At 60.6% G+C, this 18995-nt stretch carries 16 protein-coding genes and 4 pseudogenes; 3 read left to right on the top strand and 17 right to left on the bottom strand.

Going from position 1 to position 18995, the window contains the following annotated elements; translation table 11 throughout:
- Nucleotides 1–81: 81 nt before the first annotated feature.
- From NKJ07_RS11450 to NKJ07_RS11430, 5 genes and pseudogenes are all read right to left on the bottom strand, one after another.
- Nucleotides 82–414 (bottom strand): hypothetical protein, encoded by a 333-nt coding sequence (locus tag NKJ07_RS11450; protein WP_318566951.1) that lies wholly within the window; start codon nt 412–414, stop codon nt 82–84.
- Nucleotides 415–481: 67 nt separating this feature from the next.
- Entirely contained in the window at nt 482–757 is a 276-nt protein-coding gene (locus NKJ07_RS11445; protein ID WP_318566950.1) for a DUF7861 family protein, read from the bottom strand.
- A gap of 194 nt (nt 758–951) precedes the next feature.
- Nucleotides 952–1340: pseudogene (locus tag NKJ07_RS11440) on the bottom strand (PIN domain-containing protein).
- Nucleotides 1341–1572 (bottom strand): annotated as a pseudogene (locus NKJ07_RS11435) (AbrB/MazE/SpoVT family DNA-binding domain-containing protein).
- Between the two features lie 118 nt (nt 1573–1690).
- Nucleotides 1691–1849 (bottom strand): annotated as a pseudogene (locus NKJ07_RS11430) (IS5 family transposase); the annotation flags it as partial.
- A 98-nt stretch (nt 1850–1947) separates the two neighbouring features.
- On the opposite strand from NKJ07_RS11430, the gene NKJ07_RS11425 reads away from it, so the two are divergent.
- Complete coding sequence (locus NKJ07_RS11425) at nt 1948–2769, top strand: IS5 family transposase (protein ID WP_318566949.1); 822 nt, start codon at nt 1948–1950, stop codon at nt 2767–2769.
- Between the two features lie 57 nt (nt 2770–2826).
- On the opposite strand, the gene NKJ07_RS11420 is transcribed toward NKJ07_RS11425, so the two are convergent.
- From NKJ07_RS11420 to NKJ07_RS11405, 4 genes are all read right to left on the bottom strand, one after another.
- Nucleotides 2827–3543, bottom strand: a complete 717-nt coding sequence (locus NKJ07_RS11420) for a DUF6498-containing protein (protein WP_318566948.1) — start codon at nt 3541–3543, stop codon at nt 2827–2829.
- A gap of 14 nt (nt 3544–3557) precedes the next feature.
- Nucleotides 3558–4214: a hypothetical protein gene (locus tag NKJ07_RS11415; RefSeq protein WP_318566947.1), complete on the bottom strand. Its 657-nt coding sequence runs from the start codon at nt 4212–4214 to the stop codon at nt 3558–3560.
- Between the two features lie 346 nt (nt 4215–4560).
- Nucleotides 4561–4791 carry a helix-turn-helix transcriptional regulator gene (locus NKJ07_RS11410; protein WP_318566946.1) on the bottom strand — a complete coding sequence of 77 codons (231 nt, stop codon included), beginning with the start codon at nt 4789–4791 and terminating at the stop codon, nt 4561–4563.
- A gap of 5 nt (nt 4792–4796) precedes the next feature.
- Nucleotides 4797–5183: a DUF2178 domain-containing protein gene (locus NKJ07_RS11405; RefSeq protein WP_318566945.1), complete on the bottom strand. Its 387-nt coding sequence runs from the start codon at nt 5181–5183 to the stop codon at nt 4797–4799.
- Between the two features lie 303 nt (nt 5184–5486).
- On the opposite strand from NKJ07_RS11405, the gene NKJ07_RS11400 reads away from it, so the two are divergent.
- Nucleotides 5487–5621: a hypothetical protein gene (locus NKJ07_RS11400; RefSeq protein ID WP_318566944.1), complete on the top strand. Its 135-nt coding sequence runs from the start codon at nt 5487–5489 to the stop codon at nt 5619–5621.
- Between the two features lie 75 nt (nt 5622–5696).
- Here NKJ07_RS11400 and NKJ07_RS11395 read toward each other — a convergent pair whose 3' ends face one another.
- The 4 genes from NKJ07_RS11395 to NKJ07_RS11380 form a co-directional block, all read right to left on the bottom strand.
- Nucleotides 5697–6680, bottom strand: a complete 984-nt coding sequence (locus NKJ07_RS11395; RefSeq protein ID WP_318566943.1) for a DUF3592 domain-containing protein — start codon at nt 6678–6680, stop codon at nt 5697–5699.
- Between the two features lie 64 nt (nt 6681–6744).
- On the bottom strand, nt 6745–7113 hold the full coding sequence (locus NKJ07_RS11390) for a hypothetical protein (RefSeq protein WP_318566942.1): 369 nt from the start codon (nt 7111–7113) through the stop codon (nt 6745–6747).
- A gap of 343 nt (nt 7114–7456) precedes the next feature.
- The gene (locus NKJ07_RS11385; protein WP_318570450.1) at nt 7457–8059 is read right to left on the bottom strand and encodes a transposase; all 603 of its coding nucleotides are present in this window, start codon (nt 8057–8059) and stop codon (nt 7457–7459) included.
- A 574-nt stretch (nt 8060–8633) separates the two neighbouring features.
- Nucleotides 8634–8810, bottom strand: a complete 177-nt coding sequence (locus NKJ07_RS11380; RefSeq protein WP_318566941.1) for a hypothetical protein — start codon at nt 8808–8810, stop codon at nt 8634–8636.
- 628 nt (nt 8811–9438) lie between these two features.
- Here NKJ07_RS11380 and NKJ07_RS11375 point away from each other — a divergent pair.
- Nucleotides 9439–11271, top strand: a complete 1833-nt coding sequence (locus NKJ07_RS11375; RefSeq protein ID WP_318566940.1) for a methyl-accepting chemotaxis protein — start codon at nt 9439–9441, stop codon at nt 11269–11271.
- A gap of 43 nt (nt 11272–11314) precedes the next feature.
- Here the strand turns inward: NKJ07_RS11375 and NKJ07_RS11370 are convergent.
- The 4 genes and pseudogenes from NKJ07_RS11370 to NKJ07_RS11355 form a co-directional block, all read right to left on the bottom strand.
- A pseudogene (locus tag NKJ07_RS11370) lies at nt 11315–12259 on the bottom strand (RNA-guided endonuclease TnpB family protein); the annotation flags it as partial.
- Nucleotides 12260–12469: 210 nt separating this feature from the next.
- Nucleotides 12470–13582, bottom strand: a complete 1113-nt coding sequence (locus tag NKJ07_RS11365; protein WP_318566939.1) for a transposase — start codon at nt 13580–13582, stop codon at nt 12470–12472.
- Between the two features lie 126 nt (nt 13583–13708).
- A complete protein-coding gene (locus NKJ07_RS11360; RefSeq protein ID WP_318566938.1) occupies nt 13709–14905 on the bottom strand; it encodes a response regulator in 1197 nt (398 codons plus the stop codon).
- Nucleotides 14906–15316: 411 nt separating this feature from the next.
- Complete coding sequence (locus NKJ07_RS11355; protein ID WP_318566937.1) at nt 15317–18871, bottom strand: PAS domain-containing protein; 3555 nt, start codon at nt 18869–18871, stop codon at nt 15317–15319.
- Nucleotides 18872–18995: the final 124 nt, after the last annotated feature.

The following is an 18995-nucleotide window of genomic DNA, read 5'->3' as shown; positions in this document are numbered from 1 at the left end:
GACCGGCATCGTGAGGGGAAAGCGCCCGGATCGGGACGAACCACTCGGTACTCTCTCTCTCTCTCGCGCCCGCCCACCCGGCTAGAGCGTCGTCGACTCGCCGGCGAGCACGCGGTAGCTGTCGAGCGTCCCCGCCATTGACGGTGCCTCGCTGTCGTCCTTCCGTTGGGTGCCGTAGTCCATCCACTGCCCACGGCTGAAACTGTACATGTCGAACCCGGTCGTCGTCTCCACGATCACGTCCACGACGGCGTCGTCGGGTGCGTCCTTGGTGACGACCGTCGAGCGGACGCCCGTCTCGTGGTCCATCACCCAGACCGCGACGGCGTCGTCAACGTCGTCGAGCAGGGCTTCGGCCTCGGCCTCTGACAGGGGGCGGTCGGGCCAGTCGGCGGCCGGTTCGGGTCGATCCATACCTCCCCGTTGTCGACTGTCGGGCATGTAGCTTCTGGGCGACAGGGGACTCGAACGCCACGTCCGGTCAGACGGCCTCGCCCCGTCGACGGAACCAGACCCGCTGGCCGACGGGGTCCCCCTCGTCCAGTCGCCGGACGACGAGGTCCCGGACGGCGAACGTTACGACGAGTTCGGTCGCGCTCGACCCGCGCCCGGCGTCCGTCCGCTCGCCGCCGTCCCGATGGAGCGGTTCGACCACGAACACCGCGTGTCCGTCGCGTTCGGTCACCGCTCGAACGACTCCCTCGCGCCAGTTCTCAGGGTCGTGTGGCGGCCGGGCGTGGATGCGGTCGTGGGCCATACGGACCGTTCCCGCCGCGTCCACACGGGCGTTTCGTTCGCGTTCCGTCCGGCGTCCGGTCTTTCGGTCGTGGCGACCGAACTGCTTGCGGACGACCCGATCGTATCCCGGCACGCTTATCGCCGGTTACGGTCCGTACTGGCCGCGCGATGATTCGGTCGGCTCACAAAATTGCACGGCGGAAGCCAACGACTTCAGTCGTGAGTTACTGACTCGTCTCGGACTGTCTTCAGGTCAAGTCGTGGCGCAAACGATTCGTACGCCTCATCACTCGAGACGATAGTGTCACCATCGGATTCGACGAGATGGAGCGCATCGAAGAGTGCGAACCCGTGGTCTTCGACGTAGGTCGCAGCTGCGACGACTGTGTCCACGTCACCGCGCACCTCCAACAGGGCAGCCGCATTTGTGATGACTCGTTCAGTATCCCTTCGTTCACGGTACGCAACGATGAGCAGTTCGATGAGGGTGAACTGAGACTCCACAGTTCGTCCTGGTGCTCTCGGTAGACTGCCTCTGCAGCGTCACCAAGCCAGTCTTCATGCCTGATGAGCGCCAGAAGGAAGTCTGTTTCTGCGTACATTCAGCGTCCAGCCTCGTCTATCGCTGCGTTACGTGCTTCCTGGCGGAGTTCCTCGGTCGTCTTCTCAACGTCCGCGAACTCGGAACGGAGGGCATCGAGCGGATCGTCCTCGATTGGAACCAACTTGATACCGTCGTGAAGTTGGACAATATAATAACGTTCACCAATATCGTTCTCTGATTTCTTTGGAGAGCGTGAGACGACCACGACCGTCCAGCGTTGCCTCGGACATGAACGCACCTAAGATGAGTACATTCAAGAAATTTACCCGAAATCTAGCCCCCTACCCACGCAAGTAGGATGTCTCCTTTGCTGCATACACCCTCTGGGCCTTGTTTAGTCGCCTGAATTTAGCGGTTTGACCCCCCGATCGCGCGTTCGATGTTTCGCACCGCTGATTTCATGACAAGTTCTCGGTACTGACCGACCCACATTCTCGCCCACAGCGTCTCACCGTATCGCTGCCGTAATCCGAAAACCACCGATTCAGCGTTCGAACGCTGGTCATATGACCGACCGTAGATGAGTAAATTTCGGCTCTGTAGTTTCGCTAGACGGAAACGCCACGACTGCGTTATTGCCGTAGAAAGCGAAGAGACAGATCGGTGTGACATCTGAAGTCCGTCTCTTCACACGTGTTACGGTCGCTAAGTGTAAATCTGTTGCTACAAACCCTGACGAACCCGCCGACCCCGAAGGGGGTCGTGGGTTCGCTGAGTGGGCGATGCTCACGCTGCATGCACTTCGTATAGAGCTGGGCAAATCCTACCGCGTTGCGGTGGATTTGCTCAGCGAAATGCCCGGCGTATTAGACGAAATCGGCCTCACGCGGCTTCCTCACTACACTGTCCTCCGCACGTGGTTTGCGCGGATTCCAACGAAGACGTGGCGTGCGTTCCTCGACGCATCGGTCGAGGAACGCACTGGTCACGCCGCCATTGATTCGACTGGCTTCGACCGCGACCAACCGAGCCGCCACTACGCCAACCGCACTAACTACCGCGTTCGAGCGCTGAAAGTCACCGCTTTGGTGGATGTCGAAACGCTGTATATCACCGACATCCACTCAACTACCTCGAAGAAACACGATGCGAAGATCGGCCCGCAGGCCGCCCGGCGGAACGCCGGCGACCTGCGAAGCCTTGCCGCCGACCGAGGCTACGACGCGAAAGCCTTCCGCGACGAACTCCGCGAAAACGGCATCAGACCGCTGATCAAACACAGGATCATGAACCCGCTCGATCACGCTCATAACGCCCGCATGGACGGTGATCGGTACCACCAGCGCTCCATGTCAGAAACCGTCTTCTCGTCAATCAAGCGCACGCTCGGCGCTGCCGTGCGTGCGCGTAGCTGGTGGCTGGAGCTCCGTGAAATGCTACTGAAAGCGACCGTCTACAACCTCCGACGGAGCGTGAGATATCCGTGAAATCAACCACAGTGTGCCGAAACTACAGAGCCAAATAATTGGAGCACGGCGCGTTCGTCACTCCTGATGCTGAAGCACCGCTTCGACGGCGTCGTCCTGCAACCACACTCTCGCGACCCCGATCGGAAGGACATACGCTAACAGTACGACAGACCCCGATACGGTGTCGGGGAAGGCAAACGCAGCTGTCAACACGACGACAGTGGTGGGTACAATCACGTACACGACGATGATGATGAATTTAGCGACCGGTCGAAGGCCGAGTTCGAGTGCCTCTGCTGGCGATCGGTCCCGATACGAGTGATCGACGAGGAACTCGCGCCAGACGCGTAGTAGTTGTGAGACACAGATAGCGACTATCACGAGGCCAGCCGTCGGAGAGAGCAACGACGAGACGCTCCTGTCTACGATCGATATAAACATAACGACGAAAAACAAAAAGAAAACTGCGTATGTAAACATGTTATCCACGATCAGACCGATGTTTCGCGGATAAATAGGCGGGAGAAGTGGAACCAGTTGCACTGGGCTTGGGTCTTCACGCCACTTGTCAGCGTCGTGGTCTTCCACCGGTTGTGCTGCAAACAGTGCGACGATCGCGAACAGCACAGCGACGACGACGATTTCACTGAAATAGATGAATGTCAGCTCGACGACGTCCCACTCCAAAAACAGGATCCCGATAGTGAGCAGGAGATGCATCCCGATCGGCGAAAGGTAGTTGCGAGGGATCCCGAGCCGTTCAGCGATCTCCGTTTCAGCACTCCGCAACATCGCTGGTCTGTCGTTCAGATAGCGACGCCGTACTGTTCGTTTCGCTCGACGACGGCGTACCCTTGAGCTTCGAGCGCTTCGTCCCGGTACCGGTTCGCGACGATTCGCTGGGGAACCCGCCGCAGGCCGAATCGCCGATCCGCCGTGTACTCGTACTCGACGACGGTCCCGTCGTCCCGCGTGTCGACGGTGACGACGTACGTCGACCACGGCTGGCCGTCCACCGTGACTTCCAACTCGATCCGACGGCCGTCATCCGGCGTACGATCCGTCCGCGTCTCGACTGTCACCTCGGCCGAGCGCAAGCCGAACAGATACGAGAGCCGGTACGTGACCGTCCCGTCTCCGGTGAGAATCCCGTCAGCGATACCCCACTGAAACACGAGGATCGGCGGTGTCGGCCCAGTGAACGACTCGGCGACGGACTCGGCGTCCTCGTCGGTTCGAAGCCGGACGGTCCCGCGTGATTCAATAATCGGGGCACGTGCGACGACGATCAGCAGTCCCCCGACGGCGACTGCGGGTGCCAGCGACGTCGCGACGAACGTACCGAGGAACCCAGCCACGGCGAGCACGACGATCAGCGCACTCAGCGGGCGTTCACGTCTGAGATATCGCTGCGCGGCGGCGTGTGCCTCCCGTGGCCGGTCGACAGTTCGTGTGGAGGGCATCAATAAATCATCAGCGTGGCGGTCAATTAGTGGTGTTGGAAGCTTCTTCGCCGGTTTGACGACCGCGTCGATCCGTATGAATCTCCGGACACTGAGGAGTCGCGTTCGCGGACGACGGCGGGGACCGCTACGCCGGCTTGAATCGGCGTGAGACGTAGAGTAGAACGGCTCCGAACGTCGCAGTCACGACCGCCTCCGGAGCGACGACGGGTGGACGGGACTCCCCGGCCGTGCAAACCCGTAAACTGCCGACTTCCTCGGTAACGACGAGAAACGCCCCACCGAGTAGCAGTATCCCGGGAGAGCCTGTCCGGATACGCTCGGAGTCGAGAGACGACGTCCGTACTCACACGACGTCGCTACACGGCTCCGACACTTCAAGATTGGTTTCAGGATGAAAGATGTCCTCGATATCGCAGTCGAAAAACTCCGCGAGCGCAAACGCCAGTTCCAAACTCGGGTCGTACCGCCCTCGCTCGATGGCGTTAATCGTCTGTCGGGTCACGTTCACAGCATCGGCGAGCTCTTTCTGTGTCACGTCCACTCTCGCCCGCCGGACTTTGAGATCGTTTTCCACGAGTCTCACACCGACTGTCGTTTACACCACTCGTACAGTCCGAAGCGAGTGGCAACCATACCCAAGATCAAGATTACGAGACCCTCTTTGGCTGTCACGGGTACGCGTTCCGCCTCGACGATGAGAAACAAAATCATCCCGAAGGCGAGGGAGACTCTGAATGCAAGCTCCCCCGAGCGGTACGCAAGGTGTTCGATCCGCTCGTCGAACCTGACCTCGTCCGCTCGCTCTCGCTGTTGTCGGTACCAGGTCACCCCCCCGCCGAAGGTGGCCACGCCGGCGACAACTGCGCCAGCTTCAACCACGAGGCTGTCCGTGGTTCCCAACCCGATGCTCGCCAGCAGTACGCCAAGTAGTGCGGTGAGTATCGGACTGATTCGCTGGAGTTCCATCACGAGTGGATGTAAAATGTTCTTTCCATTTAGTCGTTATCCCATTACGTTACGGGCTTCGTCGATCTCTGCTCATAGATCGACACCACGCTGGTCGCCGCGTTCCGCTTCACCACCTGCGGTGGACTCTACGTGTCGCGTTTTGACGCTGTTACAAGAGGAATGAGGAAGAGCGGCCGCAGTCGCAGTGTCGATCCGCGAGGTCCCCGGCCCGAGGTTCGTCTCTCACGTGGAAACAAGCATCCATGCTTATCAATCGCCGACCCGGATTTCGAATATGCCCATGCAGTCGGTCTGTTCGGAGTGAGCGTCGGGCCGCTGACGGTCAGCGAATACGCCGGGCTGTCGAACTCGGGGGTGCTCGGCGTCGTCGTGTGGCAACTCGGGCTGCCCGCGTTCCTGCTCCTGTCGGCGACCGCTGCTCACCGGGCGTCCTGAATCGACGGGGTCACACCGTTCGGATGGCTGTTCGATCCGGCTCGAATCTACGGGAGACGGCCGCCCTGATGCGTCTCAGCTCGCCGTATAGAGGATCTGTACGAGAACGGCGGTCATCCCAGTGGCGATCAGGAACGCCCATCCGGTCACGCGGACGCGCCGTCCGTACTCGGGTAGCTCGTCGCTCTCCGTCCCGAGTATCGTGACGAGCCGACTCGGATGTCTGAACGGACTCGGCGGTTTCGGCTCGGAGAGCCGTCGCCGGAGCCGTCGGTACCGACTGAACGACTGGAGACCGTACAGGCACAGCGAGAGGATCATACCGACCCAGAAAGCGGCCCCCGCGAGCAGGGGGAGGCCGACTGGTCCGAGGAGGTCGGCCTCGACCGGTCGTGCCGAACTGTTGGAGAGGCTCAGGACGCCGAAGAACAGCCCGACCATCGAGAGCCAGAACGCCACGAAGCAGACGAGGAGTGCCCGTTTCGACAGCCGACGGATCCTCTCATTGTTGCGCTCGACCCACGTTCGGGACGGCGGCGACCGCACCTCGTGCTCCGGGCGGAGTTCGTACTGCCCCGGATGCTTCGATCCCAGTCCGGCGAGTACGACGATACAAAGCAGGACGCCCCCGGTGGCAACCGCTCGCGCCGGCCACGGGGTCCGCTCCCTGATCAGGAACGCGTCGCCCGGAGCGGATGGCCGCACGTACGCCCGGACCGTCGTCCCCGGCTCGTACGACCGAACGATGGACTGCGCGTTCGACCGGTCCGAGTAGGTTCGGATCGTCGGCCCCGGGAACACCTGCTCGCTCGTGTACGTCTCGCCCCGATACTCGTAGGTGTACTCGATCTCCGGTTCGTAATCGATGTCTCGACCGGCGTCGAGTCGCTCCACGCGTGCGTTATCGACCGTCGCTTGGACGGCGACGGCGTCGCCGACCGCCTGTTTCTGCTGGACGTGGCTGTACCCACCAGCCCCGATGAGGGCGACCGCCAGGACCAGCAGGTACACGCTCTTTCGTGAGAGGTGGAGGGTCGTGATTCCCACGGGGAGTTCCATCTCGGTCGGGAATATGGCAATCCAACAGTATGAGAGTGATGTCTGCCGCACGCATATCCGATTCTCAATCTAACATACGAGCGGCAGCCTCGCCCGCGAGTGCGGTCAGGGTGAACGCCACTGCAGCATCGAGGAGACTCCCGTTCCGTCCGGACACGACGATCAACAACCCGACGTAGATGACGAAGGTGGCGGTACACGCGGCGCCCGTGCGGACGACCGCGGAGGCGAACCGTGTCCCCAACAGGCCGTGTGACGTGAGCGTCGTCGGCGTCGAAACGCCGAGGACGATCAGTCCGAAGAACGCGGCGACGCCCGCACTGATGCGGAGTTGGATCACGTACGCGCCGGCGACCGAGAGGACAATGGCGACGGTGATACCTACATTCTCCGGCGTGAGGAGTCGGGGTTGAACGTCGCGGATGGAGGGCACGTCCCGGGCTTCGTGTGACGCATTATAAATCCTGTGCGGTGCGTGTCGCCATCGTACGGTTCGGTCGAGATTCGCTGCTGTCACTGGGCATCCCACACGTCATCGCTCCCGTGCGCTTACCGAAGTGCGAGGAGAAAGCCCCGCCCTTCACAGTAGACGCCGAATCAAATCGCGATCGGAGGAGATTCGAACCTCTCGATAGTTCAGGTGTAGCGATTGCGGAAGGGAAGCTCACAGAATGGAATTGGAGACCGAGGGACCGCCGCCGAGCGGCGGCGGTCCTGAGCGTTGCCACTCTGCGAGGGCGTTCTGACCGGTCGTCCCGGTCGGTGTGACTCAGCCGCTAGCCGTAGTCTGTCGAGAGGACGAACGTTCGGAAGATTCGTGTCGAGAGTGGCGGTTTCTTCGGAATCGTTCCACCCGAGAGGAGGACGTTCGCTAACACCCACAGATTGTACAGCGAGACCGCGAACAGGAAGTAGAACAACCGCACCGAGAACGTCGGCGACGACGTTCTCGGCAGGAAGTCGCCGATCTGCCGATACGATGTCTCGATTCCCCAGCGGCGGCGGAACGCCGCCGCGTACGCTTTGGCCGTCTCAGGCTCTACGTCAAGGTTCGTGACGAACCAAACGTGTTCATCCTCTCTCGTTCGATGTGGCACGGCGAAGACGGTGACATCAACCGACGCTGTCGGTGGCCGCTTTCGCTGCATCTGGTAGGCATCGACGACCGTCTCAGCGCCGGCGCTGAGACGGTCTTCCATCCTCTTACTCGGCCGCGCACGCACGATGAATCCGACATTCAATCGGTCTAATTCTGCGACGACGTGAACCTGGTAGAAGCCTCGGTCAAGATAGACGTGTCTAATCGACACGTACCGCCGCGCTTCGATGATAAGTGAGCGAACGGCTTCCTGCTTCGCACGGAAGCCGTTCGCGTCCATCGGTAAGACAGCAAAGCGTGAACCGAACACTCGGAGCGACGACACAGAGCGTCGCAAAGCAGTACGCTCGGTTCGTCCCGAGGTCAGGATAGGTGATGAGGACGTGGTCCGTGTCGGCTGAGCCGTAGAACCGCCACTCGTGGAGGTCGATCGCGACGTCAACACGAGCGGGCAGCAACCGGAGTGACCGAAGGACCTGAAACAGGCGGTCGCGGACGCCATCGAACTGTGCGTCGATGGCGTCCGCGTCAAGATGTCGAAGGTGATCGAGCAGTGATTTCGCGAGTGGGTTCCGAGCCGTCGACGTATGTCGACCGGCTCGGATCGATCCAGTTGGTCGGTCTTGCCGCCCGTATTGGCGAACTCTTGATCGAAGGCGATTCGAGAGAGGACTTGCGCGAAATCCTCTCTCGTGTAGGTCCCACACGGTTTGATCCTGAAGTCCAGTGCCGGGTAAACGAGGGTTGATGCGGCACGACAGACCTGTTTTGCCTCAGTCGTATCGACCATGCCAACGACTACGAATCGAGTCGTCAGTTAGGTTCGGCGTCTACTGTTTAGGGCGGGGAGGATGTCAAGCCGCGAAGAACTGTTCGAGTTCGTCGCGGGTCACTTCGATGCGGTACCGGCTGTCCGTGGTCTCCAGTTTGGCTGCCGCAGGGTGCCAGCTACCGTATCTGGTGACCTGTTCGAATTCGGTCTCCGCGTCGAAGCCTCGGTGGGCTTTTCGGAGGGTGATTATTCGCTTCACAGTTCCTACAAGGAGCCTCGCGGATTAAAGTTTTACTACAAAGTGAATAAATATCATTACCGTCGTTCGTACACTCCCGTCGCTTCGGGCGGATGTGGGACTGAGTCGGGAGCCCCGACCCGACCGAGGAGGCATCCGGTCGACGACCGCCATTGGGGTAGACGTGCGACGGAGCCGGTTCGCTTCGCACCCTCGCAGCCGGGAACGGGGGGAGCGGACGGGTCGCGCGTTCGGCGACCGTGGGACCGTGTCTCCTGTTCCCGTCCTCAGAGTTCGTGTTGTTTTTGATGTTTCAGTCGCTCAACGACGATGCCCGGTCTTGATTGGCATCATCGTCCGTCGGGTGACGCGGTGCGTCACCCTTGCCCGCTGTGACTTCCAGCTACTGCTCGGAACTAACCAACAATCCTCTACCCAAGAGCGGTTGAGTAAAGAAGCGCTCAAATACATGATCAAATCTGCGATAGGACTCACCGACAATCGACACCACAAGAACGTATAGTTATAATTAAAAAATGCTAATATCTATACAAAACAAGTACTTAGGCTATCTAATAAAGGAAGTTATCTATACTGAAATTTGGGGGCAAAAATAAAATAGATGGCAAGGACTGTCTGCAACACAGTTATGCCGGACCAAGCATCGTCGGCTTTCAGACAGTATATTGAGCGGACGCCAAACGGAACTGAAATCCCCGATGAGACGTTCAATAAGCGCCATCGCGGAGTTGTCCTGTTTACTGCAGCACTTCTCCCAGTTGTGTTCGCTATCAGCCGGATGCAGGGACCGGAGTCGATTACCGGTGCAACGCTACCAGCAGTCCCACTACTTCACTCCATCGTCGGGACCGGTCTCGTTCTTGGACTGGTTGTGATCGCTGCACTCCCACAGATGCCTCGCCGGATCAGGTCATCTCTGTCCGCGGTCGGATTCATGGTCAACGCTTCTGTCCTCGCGTATTTCACCGGCGGCTTCATCGAGGCACACTTCCTGTATTTCGTTGGTGTCGGCGTCGTTGCACTCTACGAAGATTGGATTCCATTCGCCATCACAATCGGGTATGTCGCGCTCCAGCACAGTGTCTTCGGGCTCGTAGAGTGGTTTACCGTATACAATCACCCGGCTGCGATGGAAAACCCCATTGTTTGGGGTGGCATCCACGCGGTCGGCCTGCTGATGCTCGCTACGACTATCACGCTCCTCTGGCAATCTCTTGCGATCCAGCGTGAACAAGCTCGGCAGAAAATCCAAGAGAAACAACAGAAGACCGCTGAGCAGAAAGAACGAATGGCCGCGCTGAACAAAGAATTAGAGGCCACAGCCGAGGAGTATCAGTCGGTGATGGTCGAATGCGCGAACGGGGACTTTACGCGTCGGCTGGACGCCTCTGTCGGCAATGAAGCGATGGCGGAGATCGCCACCACGTTCAACGAGATGATGGCCGAACTCGAGGAAACAGTCGGTACCGCCCGCGCGTTCGCCGACGAGGTTGCGACCGCGAGTGAGGAAGTGACTGTCGGGACAGAAGAAAGCCAAGACGCCAGTGAACAGGTGAGCGAGTCGGTCCAAGCTATCGCAGCGGACGCAGAGTCACAGTCCGAGAATCTTCAACAAGCGTCCAGAGAGATGCAAAGCCTCTCAGGGACGATCGAAGAAGTGGCGGCATCTGTCGATGAAATGGCTACAAAAGCAAAAGAAACGGCTGAGCTCGGCGAAAGTGGTCAGGAGGCAGCCACGGATGCCATGGACGAAATGGAAGCTATCAACGACAAAGCCGGAGGCACAATCGAGGAGGTCGAGTCACTCGCAACCGAAATCGGTGAGATTGGCGAGGTTGTCGAGTTGATCACGGATATTGCCGAACAGACGAACATGTTGGCATTAAATGCCTCTATCGAGGCTGCCAGTGCTGGTGAAGCTGGCGAGGGCTTCGCCGTCGTCGCTGATGAAATCAAGGGACTGGCCAGCGATGTCTCTGAGGCGACTACAGAGGTGGAGTCTCTCATTGCCGATATTCAATCCTCAGCTGACACTACTGTCGAAGACATTCAACAGATGGGCAATCGCGTGTCGTCGGGGACTGCAACGATTGAGGACGCCCTTGACGCGCTAGAAGCCATCGCAGCCAACGTCGAGGGATCGAGTCAGGGCATCCAAGAGATTAGCGCTGCGGCAGATGACCAAGCTGCCTCCACCGAAGAAGTTGCCAGCATGATTGACCAGGTTGCAGATGCTGCGGAACAAGTAAGTGGTGAATCCGGGAACGTTTCTGCAGCCGCCGAAGAGCAGGCATCCTCGCTCACGCAAATCGCACAGAACACGCAGACGCTTGCCGACCAAGCAGAGGAACTCCAAGGGCTGCTCTCGGGGTTCACGATTGGAGACGCAGCGGCTGAGTCATCAGTGCACACATCCAAAACGGGTGCGATGGCATCAACAGATGGTGGTATCCATCGCTAGCCTGTGAACCGCCTCGGGGTCAAGCCCCGAGGCTTCCCGTGGGTTAGTCGGATACTCCTATCCGACCATCAGCCTGATAGCCTCGAACGGTCGGATGGGTCACGGTCGGGGCGTCCACGGCCCCCGATGCCTGCCGTCGCACCTTCCGAACAACGGGAAGGCTGTTGAGAGCAGGCGCATCCCAATCCTGACACTTCTCGATGCCTTTCACGGCGATGTTGACGCTTGCACCTCGGTCGCTGTGATCTTGATGCCTACAGTCTCGACATTTGAACCGCTTCTTGTTGCGGTTCGCACGCTCCGTATGTCCACACATCGGACACCGCTGACTCGTGTACTCGGGGTTAATCCACGCAGTCGGGATGCCCTCGAAAGACGCTTTGTACGACGTGTAGTATTGGAGAGCGCGGAACGGAAGGTGGTGCAAGCGTCGGTTCATCCGCGTGCCGTAGTCGATACTGTCGCGCATTTCTTTGAGGTCTTCAAAGACGATGCACGGCTTCTCGAACTGACGACTCCACTCCACGATGTGACGACTCACCTTGTGGAGTCGGTCACGGACAAACCGTTCCTCACGCCCTTCCAACGTGTCGTGAATACTGTCTTTCCCCGCGTTCTGGACGCGCTTTCGCATCGTGAAGTAGCGGTGGCGCTCGAACTTGATTTCGGGGAAGTCGATAACCAACGTGTCTTCGACGCCAGTCTCGGAGAGTACGGTGAGGGCCACGTTGTCCTCGTTCACGTCCACACCGATAACCGTCTGCGACTCCTGTTTGTCTCGAACGATCTGTTCGGTGTTGGTGACGTTGACGTGCAACTCGGGGTTGTCGTTGTGGAACAGGGCTTCTGCCGTCCCAATCTTCCACTCGTCGCTTTCGAGTGCGGTCTTGAGAATGTCGAGGTGTGCGTCGTTGCCTTTGAGGACGCCCTTGACGTGCTTGTAGGGTTTCGCGCTGATGCGGAACGCCACGTCGCCGTCGTCATTGACATCCTCCCCGCCCTAAACAGTAGTTGCCGAATCAAGTTGAGGTCGGAGGAAATTCGTTCCTCTCGGCAGCTCAGGTGAGGCAGTTCCGGAACGGAAGCTCACAGAACGGAACCGGAGGCCGGGGGACCGCCGCCGCTCGGCGGCGGTCCCGAGCGTTGCCACTCTGCGAGGGCGTTCTGACCGGTCGTCCCGGTCGGTGTGACTCAGCCGCTAGCCGTAGTCTGTCGAGAGGACGAACGTCCGGAAGATTCGCGTTGAGAGCGGCGGTTTCTTCGGAATCGTTCCACCTGCGAGAAGGGCGTTCGCTAACACCCACAGGTTGTACAGTGACACTGCAAACAGAAAGTAGAACAATCGTACCGAGAACGTCGGCGACGACGTTCTCGGCAGGAAGTCGCCAATCTGCCGATACGATGTCTCGATTCCCCAGCGGCGGCGGAACGCCGCCGCGTACGCTTTGGCTGTCTCACGTGCTACGTTCAGGTTCGTGACGAACCAGACGTGCTCGTCCTCACTCGTTCGATGTGGCACAGCAAATACGGTGACATCAACCGACGCTGTCGGTGGCCGCTTTCGCTGCATCTGGTAGGCGTCGACGACCGTCTCAGCGCCGGCGCTGAGACGGCCTTTCATCCCCTTACTCGGCCGCGCACGCACGATGTAATCGACATTTAATCGGTCTAACTCAGCAACGACGTGGACCTGGTAGAAGCCCCGGTCGAGGTAGACGTGTCTAATCGACACGTACCGCCGCGCTTCGACGATAAGTGAGCGAACGGCTTCCTGCTTCGCACGGAAGCCGTTCGCGTCCATCGGTAAGACAGCAAGAGTGAACCGAACACTCGGAGCGACGACACAGAGCGTCGCAAAGCAGTACGCTCGGTTCGTCCCGAGGTCAGGATAGGTGATGAGGACGTGGTCTGTGTCGGCTGAGCCGTAGAACCGCCACTCGTGGAGGTCAATCGCGACGTCGACACGAGAAGGAAGCAACCGGAGTGACCGAAGGACCTGAAAGAGGCGGTCGCGGACGCCATCGAACTGGGCGTCGATGGCGTCCGCGTCGAGATGCCGAAGATGATAGAGCAGTGATTTCGCGAGTGAGTTCCGAGCCGTCGACGTGACGTCGACCGGCTCGGATCGATCCAGATGAACGGTTTTCCCACCCGTATTGGCGAACTCCTGATCGAGGGCGATTCGAGAGAGGACTTGCTCGAAGTCTTCTCTCGTGTACGTTCCACACGGTTTGATTCCGAAGCCTAGTGCCGGATAGAGGAGGGTTGAGGCGGCACGAAAGACCTGTTTTGCCTCGGTTGTGTCGACCATATCGACGACTACGAATCGAGTCGTCAGTTAGGTTCGGCGTCTACTGTAAAGCACGGGGCTTTCTCCTTGAATCTCCGTAAACGCAGAAGCCACTGCACTACGGGTACGACGCCACCGGCCGGCTAGTCAGTGTCGTTCGTCGGTCGACTGGTCCGTCGTGTCGCGGTAAAGCCACAGGTTCGCCGCGCCTTTGGGGAGCGTGTATGGGATGTAATCGCGCTCGAGGGTCCGACCGTCTGCCAACTGGAGCCGCTCACCGTGCACAGGTTCTCGTCGGTCGAGGAGTTCCTCGATCCGGTCGACGAAGCCGTCGGGGTCGGCGAAGAGCCCTCGCAGTTCGGCAGCCGCCCGCGCGCAGTCACGGCCGACGAGGTCCTCACACTGGACCGGCACGTCGAACAGGTCACAGAGCGTGTCGTTCGCCGCGATGATCTCCCGGTCGACGTTCTCGACGAGGACGCCGGTCGACAGTTCGTCGACGACCGTTTCCAGTACCGTGGCCGTCCGTGCGGCGTGTCGTTCGCGGCGTTTCCGCTCGGTTATGTCGCGCCCGAAGCCGGCAATCCGCGTGACGGTCCCGCTGTCGTCGGCGATCGGAGTGGCCTGCACCCACACCCATCGCTGTGTTTCCTCGGCGGGTGTGACCCGGTACTCAATGTCGACCGGTATACCGTCTGAGGCGGCGACCATCGCCGCCTCGACATCGTTCCGATCCGCCAGATGGACCTGATCGAGAAAACTCCGTGGATCGTCGAACAAGCCGTCGACCGTGTCTCCCCAGATGTCCTCGTACGCGGAGTTGACGTAGAGCAGTTCCTCCCAGTCGCCGTCGAACATCCAGAGCAGGTCCGACGTCGCTTCGGTCAACTCTCGCAGCCGTGACTCGATTTCGGCGACCCGCGCCTCGGCACGGTGCTGCGAGACCGCGTTTCGGACGCGGTTGGCGAGCAGTTCGTACTGCCCCGTGCCGCGCCCCTTCTGGAGGTAGTCGGTGACGCCGGCGGAGATCGCGTCGCTCGCGACATCCTCGCTCCCCTTTCCCGTGTATAGGATGAACGGCAGATCGGGGTGTCGGGTCCGGACCGTCCGGAGGAACTCGATGCCGTTCCGCTCGGGCATGTCGAAGTCGGAGACGACGCAGTCAAACGCCGCGAGGTCGAACGCCTCGAGGGCCTGCGCTGGGTTCGTCGCTGTCTCGACGACGAACCGGTCGGATTCCCGTCGGAGATACGTCGCGGTCAGGTCGGCGAACGCGGGGTCGTCGTCGACGTGGAGGATTCGAGTCCGGCAGTCGACCTGTCGGCGCGGGACAGTGATGCTCACGGTCGCTCTTGGGGTGTGCGGTGGGGGGGCATACCGACCGGTGCTCGGGTGCCGACACCAGACGGAGCGCCCGTTCCCCGCGCCACGCCGGTCGAGTACACTGCCCGGCGGTCGCTCACTCTCGCTCGAACCCAATGGAACGTCGGCGAGTCACCGTCGACCGTCGTCGTGTCGGGCCCGACTCGGGCAGTCACGTGGTCCCTCCGCCCATGCCTGCGGTCCTCATCTTATATATCTCTGAACTATCCGTCTATGTTTAATTTTTACTTTTGGATTATCATCGTAGATAATTTTCACCTATGGTAGCGTTTGAAACTCTTCGCAACCGATCACGTCATCTCTGTCGTTACAGCCGGTATCTGAGAGGCCTGTCCGAGCGAGTGAGTGGTTTCTTTCAAACGCTACTATAGTTCACCGACGCTGTCGCTCGGTGGGAGTGAACTCGAAGCGCACACCCCCAGACGCGCTCTTTGCGAGGTCGACCGACCAGCCGTGTGCGCCGGCGAGGTCGGTCACGATCGCCAGCCCGAACCCCGTGCCGTCGGGACTCGACGTGTAGCCGTACTCGAACACCTCCTCACGTTTCTCCGGCGGGATGCCGGGCCCGTCGTCTGCCACGTAGAACCCCTGTCGGTCCGTCAGTGGTTCGACGGTGACGCTCACGTCGTCGGGGCCGTGTTCGACCGCGTTGCGAAAGAGGTTCTCGAACAGTTGCGTGAGCAGGCTTTCGTCGCCCTCGACCGTCGGAAGCCCGTCGTCTATGTGCACCGCCGCGTCCTTCGTCTCGACGTAGCTCCACGCGTCGTGAGCGACCGCACACAGCGCACAGTCGGTCGAGTCCTCGATCTCGGTACCCGCTTTCGAGAGGGTCAATAGATCGTCGACGAGTGCCTCCATCCGGTCGAGCGCCGACGCCGTCTTCTCGAAGTACGCGGGCTCTCCCATCTCTTCGGCGAGTTCAAGATAGCCGTTCGCGACGCCGAGCGGGTTCCGCAGGTCGTGGGAGACGATACTGGCGAACTTCTCGAGGTGATCGTTCTGTGCTTCGAGCGCCCGCTCGCGGTCACGGAGGAGTGCCATCCCTTCCGCGCGGGACAGCGCACCGGACAGCGCTTCGGCGAGGAGTTCCAGAACGGTCGTGTCGATCTCGTCGAAGTCGGCTGCATCGATCTCGGAGACACCAATCACGCCGTGGGTTCCGAGCGGGATGGTCAGTGGCGTCTCCCTCGCCGCTGGGTCGACCGTCCCGCCGTCCGGAGATGTCTGTTTCCGGGTTGCCTCGCCGGTCGACGTGTTCCGCGCGAACGTCGAGAGCGGGCCGGCCTCGGCCGCGCGTTCGTACGTCGTCACCGCTCGGGTGGTCGCCTCGTCTTGGGGCGTGTTGGGAGCCCGTTGTGCGAGTCCCTGCAGCTGGATGCGGCAGAAGTCCACCCCGACGACGTCTATCGCCGCGTCGACACCGATCCGGGCTGCTTCGGCCGCATCCGACACGTCGATCAGCTGACTCGTGTACTGCTGAAGCCGTTCCAGTTTTCGCCTGTGTTTCTCGAACGGGGTGATGTCGGCCGCGATCCCCGCGAGTCGCACGACCCGTCCATCAGTGTCGCGGATCGGATAGACCCGCGACCGAAGCCACCGTGTGCCGTGCTCGGGGTGCCGGACGCGGAACTGCTGCACCTGTGGCCAGTCCGCCTCCCCCGTCATTTGCCGCTCGATGTCCGTTTCCATCGCGTCGAGATCACCCGGGTGAATCATGTCGAGCCACGCCTCCGGGTTCCGGCGCAGTTCGTGTTCAGAGACGCCGTAGAGGTCCTCGGCGGCCGAGTTTACGAACAGCACTTCCGAGTAGTCCGGTGGCACGAGAAAGAACCCCTGATCGACGTTCTCGGTGAACGTCTCGAACTGCTGTCGCGCCCGTCGCAACTCTCGTTCTCGGCGTTTTTGCTCGGTGACGTCTTGCATCACACCCCGCAGCATGGTGTTCGAGTCGTTGTTCACTACCGGATTGCCCCAGGCCCGAACGTCTCTGACGTCGTCATCGGCCCGGACGATGCGGAGGTCGAGTTCGTACGGGTTGCCCGTTTCGAGCGCTCGTTCGACGGCAGCAGTGATCGTGTCCCTGTCGTCGGGGTGGTAGAACTCGATCCCGTCGGTCAGCGTCGGCTCATAGCTCGGCTCGACACCGTGGATGCGTCTGACGCCGCGGGACCAGTAGAGGTCGTCCGCCGCCGGATCGTACTCCCAGATCCCGATGTCGGCGAGGTCCTGCACGCGCTCAAAGAGGAAGCTCTGTCGCTCAAGTTCGATGCGCCGTGTTTCCCGCGTGAGCTCTGCACCGATCAGTTCGGCCATGAGTTCCACGAGCGTGCGTTCGAACTCGTCGAACGGCTTGTCGCGGGCGCTTGGGCTCGAGAAGTTGAGCGTCCCGAACCGCTCCCCGTCGACAGTGAGGGGCACGCCGACGTATGCCTCTAGCTCGAACTCTTGGTACGCGGGGTGTGAGCCCTTGCCGGCGTCGATCGCGTCGACGAACGAGCTGACGGTGTCCGTCCTGATCACCTCGTCACAGTACGTCGCGGATAGGGCGAATTGGTCGCCGGGTTCGATCGGTGCGTCCGGCGCGTACGCGCCGTCGACGGTGTACGTGTCGTCTTCGATCGCCGCGACCAGACCGATGTCGAGGTCCAGCGTCTCACACCCGAGTTCGAGAAGCGACTCGACGCGCTCGTCGCTCGAGAGCGTCTCGTCGGCGACCACGGTCTGGACCTCCCGGAGTCGGTCGCGTTCGCGTTCGAGTTGCTGCTGGATCGCGTGTTGGTCGGTGACGTCCCGTGCCACGACGAGCACGTCTTGATCCTCGCCGCTCTCCAGGGGTGTCAGCCGAACGTCGTACCACCGTCGATCCAGTTGTGTGTCGAGACGGAGCCGGAGGTCGAAGTCGTACAACCCGGTCGCACCGCCGTCACCCTCGATCTCTCTGCGTGTCTCTTTGACCGCTTGGGTGAACTCCGTCGCGTCGGCGGCGGAAACCATCCCCTCGACGAGATCACCGAGTGACTCGTCTTCGACTCGCGCCGCGGTGCGTCGGCCAAGTGCTCTGGCGGCGGCGGCGTTCGCGAACTGCACGGTGAGTGTGTCGTCAACGACGAACACTGCGTCGTGCACGCTCTGGAGCACTGCCTCGTGTCGCTCGAGTTCCTGTTGCCGGTCTCGTTCACTGCTGATTTCTCGAGAAAAGACGGTGAGCCCATCGGCGTCAGGGAAGGCGCGGGTACGTACCCAGTAGTCGAACGGATTGCCGAGCCGTTTCTCGGCCGAGACGGGGAACCCGGTCTCCATGGCAGTCCGGTACTTATCTTCGAGATCCGTTCCGACGATCTCTGGGAACTCCTCCCAGAGCGTGTTCCCGACCACGGCGTCGGGGTCACGACCGACGCGCTCGGCCATGGCCCTGTTCATATACTCGATACGCCACTGCCTGTCGACCACGTACACGGCGTCGGTTGTCCGTTCGATCGTCTGTCGAAATCGCGTTTCGAGTCGTCTCGTGTGCCGTCGTTCGCGCACGTCTCTGACCTGTGCCCGGAGACGATCGGCTAAAAGCGCCACCCCGTCGTCGGGCATCTCATACGGGATGTAGTCGGAAACGCCCGCTCGGATGGCGCTTCGCGCCGTCTCGTCGCAACCGCTGTCGGTGAACAGCAGCACGGGGAGTGTCTCGTCGCGTTCTCTGATCGACGCGACGAGGTCGACGCCGGTCCGGTCCGGAAGTTCACTGGCAGTGACGACGCAGTCGACTCGCTCAGACGCGACCCGTTCGACGACATCTTCGGCACGGCTCTCGGAGACGATACTGATGTCGCCGTCCCGTTCGAACTGGGACTGCAACGCCTCTTCGATCGCCGGCTCACCGCCCACGCACAGAACCCGTGCCGGTGCGTCTCGTTCGTCGACCGGTCCTCGCATACTACCAGACTCCACGCAAAATCAGAAGATAAGCGTTTCCTGATACATTCAGAAGTGATAGCTATACCGTCGAATAACCGATACATACGGCTGGGCGTGACCTCCCGTCGGTGAGCTATAGTAA

This window comes from Salinigranum marinum, assembly GCF_024228675.1.
GTDB classification, from domain to species: Archaea; Halobacteriota; Halobacteria; order Halobacteriales; family Haloferacaceae; genus Salinigranum; species Salinigranum marinum.
Note: the sequence above shows the minus strand (reverse complement) of the source record. Positions and strands in the feature narration are given on the sequence as shown.

Coding starts and splice junctions, on each gene's coding strand:
- NKJ07_RS11355 (WP_318566937.1), bottom strand. CDS start 18,871: ATGCGAGGACCGGTCGACGAACGAGACGCACCGGCACGGGTTCTGTGC.
- NKJ07_RS11415 (WP_318566947.1), bottom strand. CDS start 4,214: ATGCCCTCCACACGAACTGTCGACCGGCCACGGGAGGCACACGCCGCC.
- NKJ07_RS11395 (WP_318566943.1), bottom strand. CDS start 6,680: ATGGAACTCCCCGTGGGAATCACGACCCTCCACCTCTCACGAAAGAGC.
- NKJ07_RS11385 (WP_318570450.1), bottom strand. CDS start 8,059: ATGGACGCGAACGGCTTCCGTGCGAAGCAGGAAGCCGTTCGCTCACTT.
- NKJ07_RS11445 (WP_318566950.1), bottom strand. CDS start 757: ATGGCCCACGACCGCATCCACGCCCGGCCGCCACACGACCCTGAGAAC.
- NKJ07_RS11375 (WP_318566940.1), top strand. CDS start 9,439: ATGCCGGACCAAGCATCGTCGGCTTTCAGACAGTATATTGAGCGGACG.
- NKJ07_RS11450 (WP_318566951.1), bottom strand. CDS start 414: ATGGATCGACCCGAACCGGCCGCCGACTGGCCCGACCGCCCCCTGTCA.
- NKJ07_RS11405 (WP_318566945.1), bottom strand. CDS start 5,183: ATGGAACTCCAGCGAATCAGTCCGATACTCACCGCACTACTTGGCGTA.
- NKJ07_RS11420 (WP_318566948.1), bottom strand. CDS start 3,543: ATGTTGCGGAGTGCTGAAACGGAGATCGCTGAACGGCTCGGGATCCCT.
- NKJ07_RS11365 (WP_318566939.1), bottom strand. CDS start 13,582: ATGGTCGACACAACCGAGGCAAAACAGGTCTTTCGTGCCGCCTCAACC.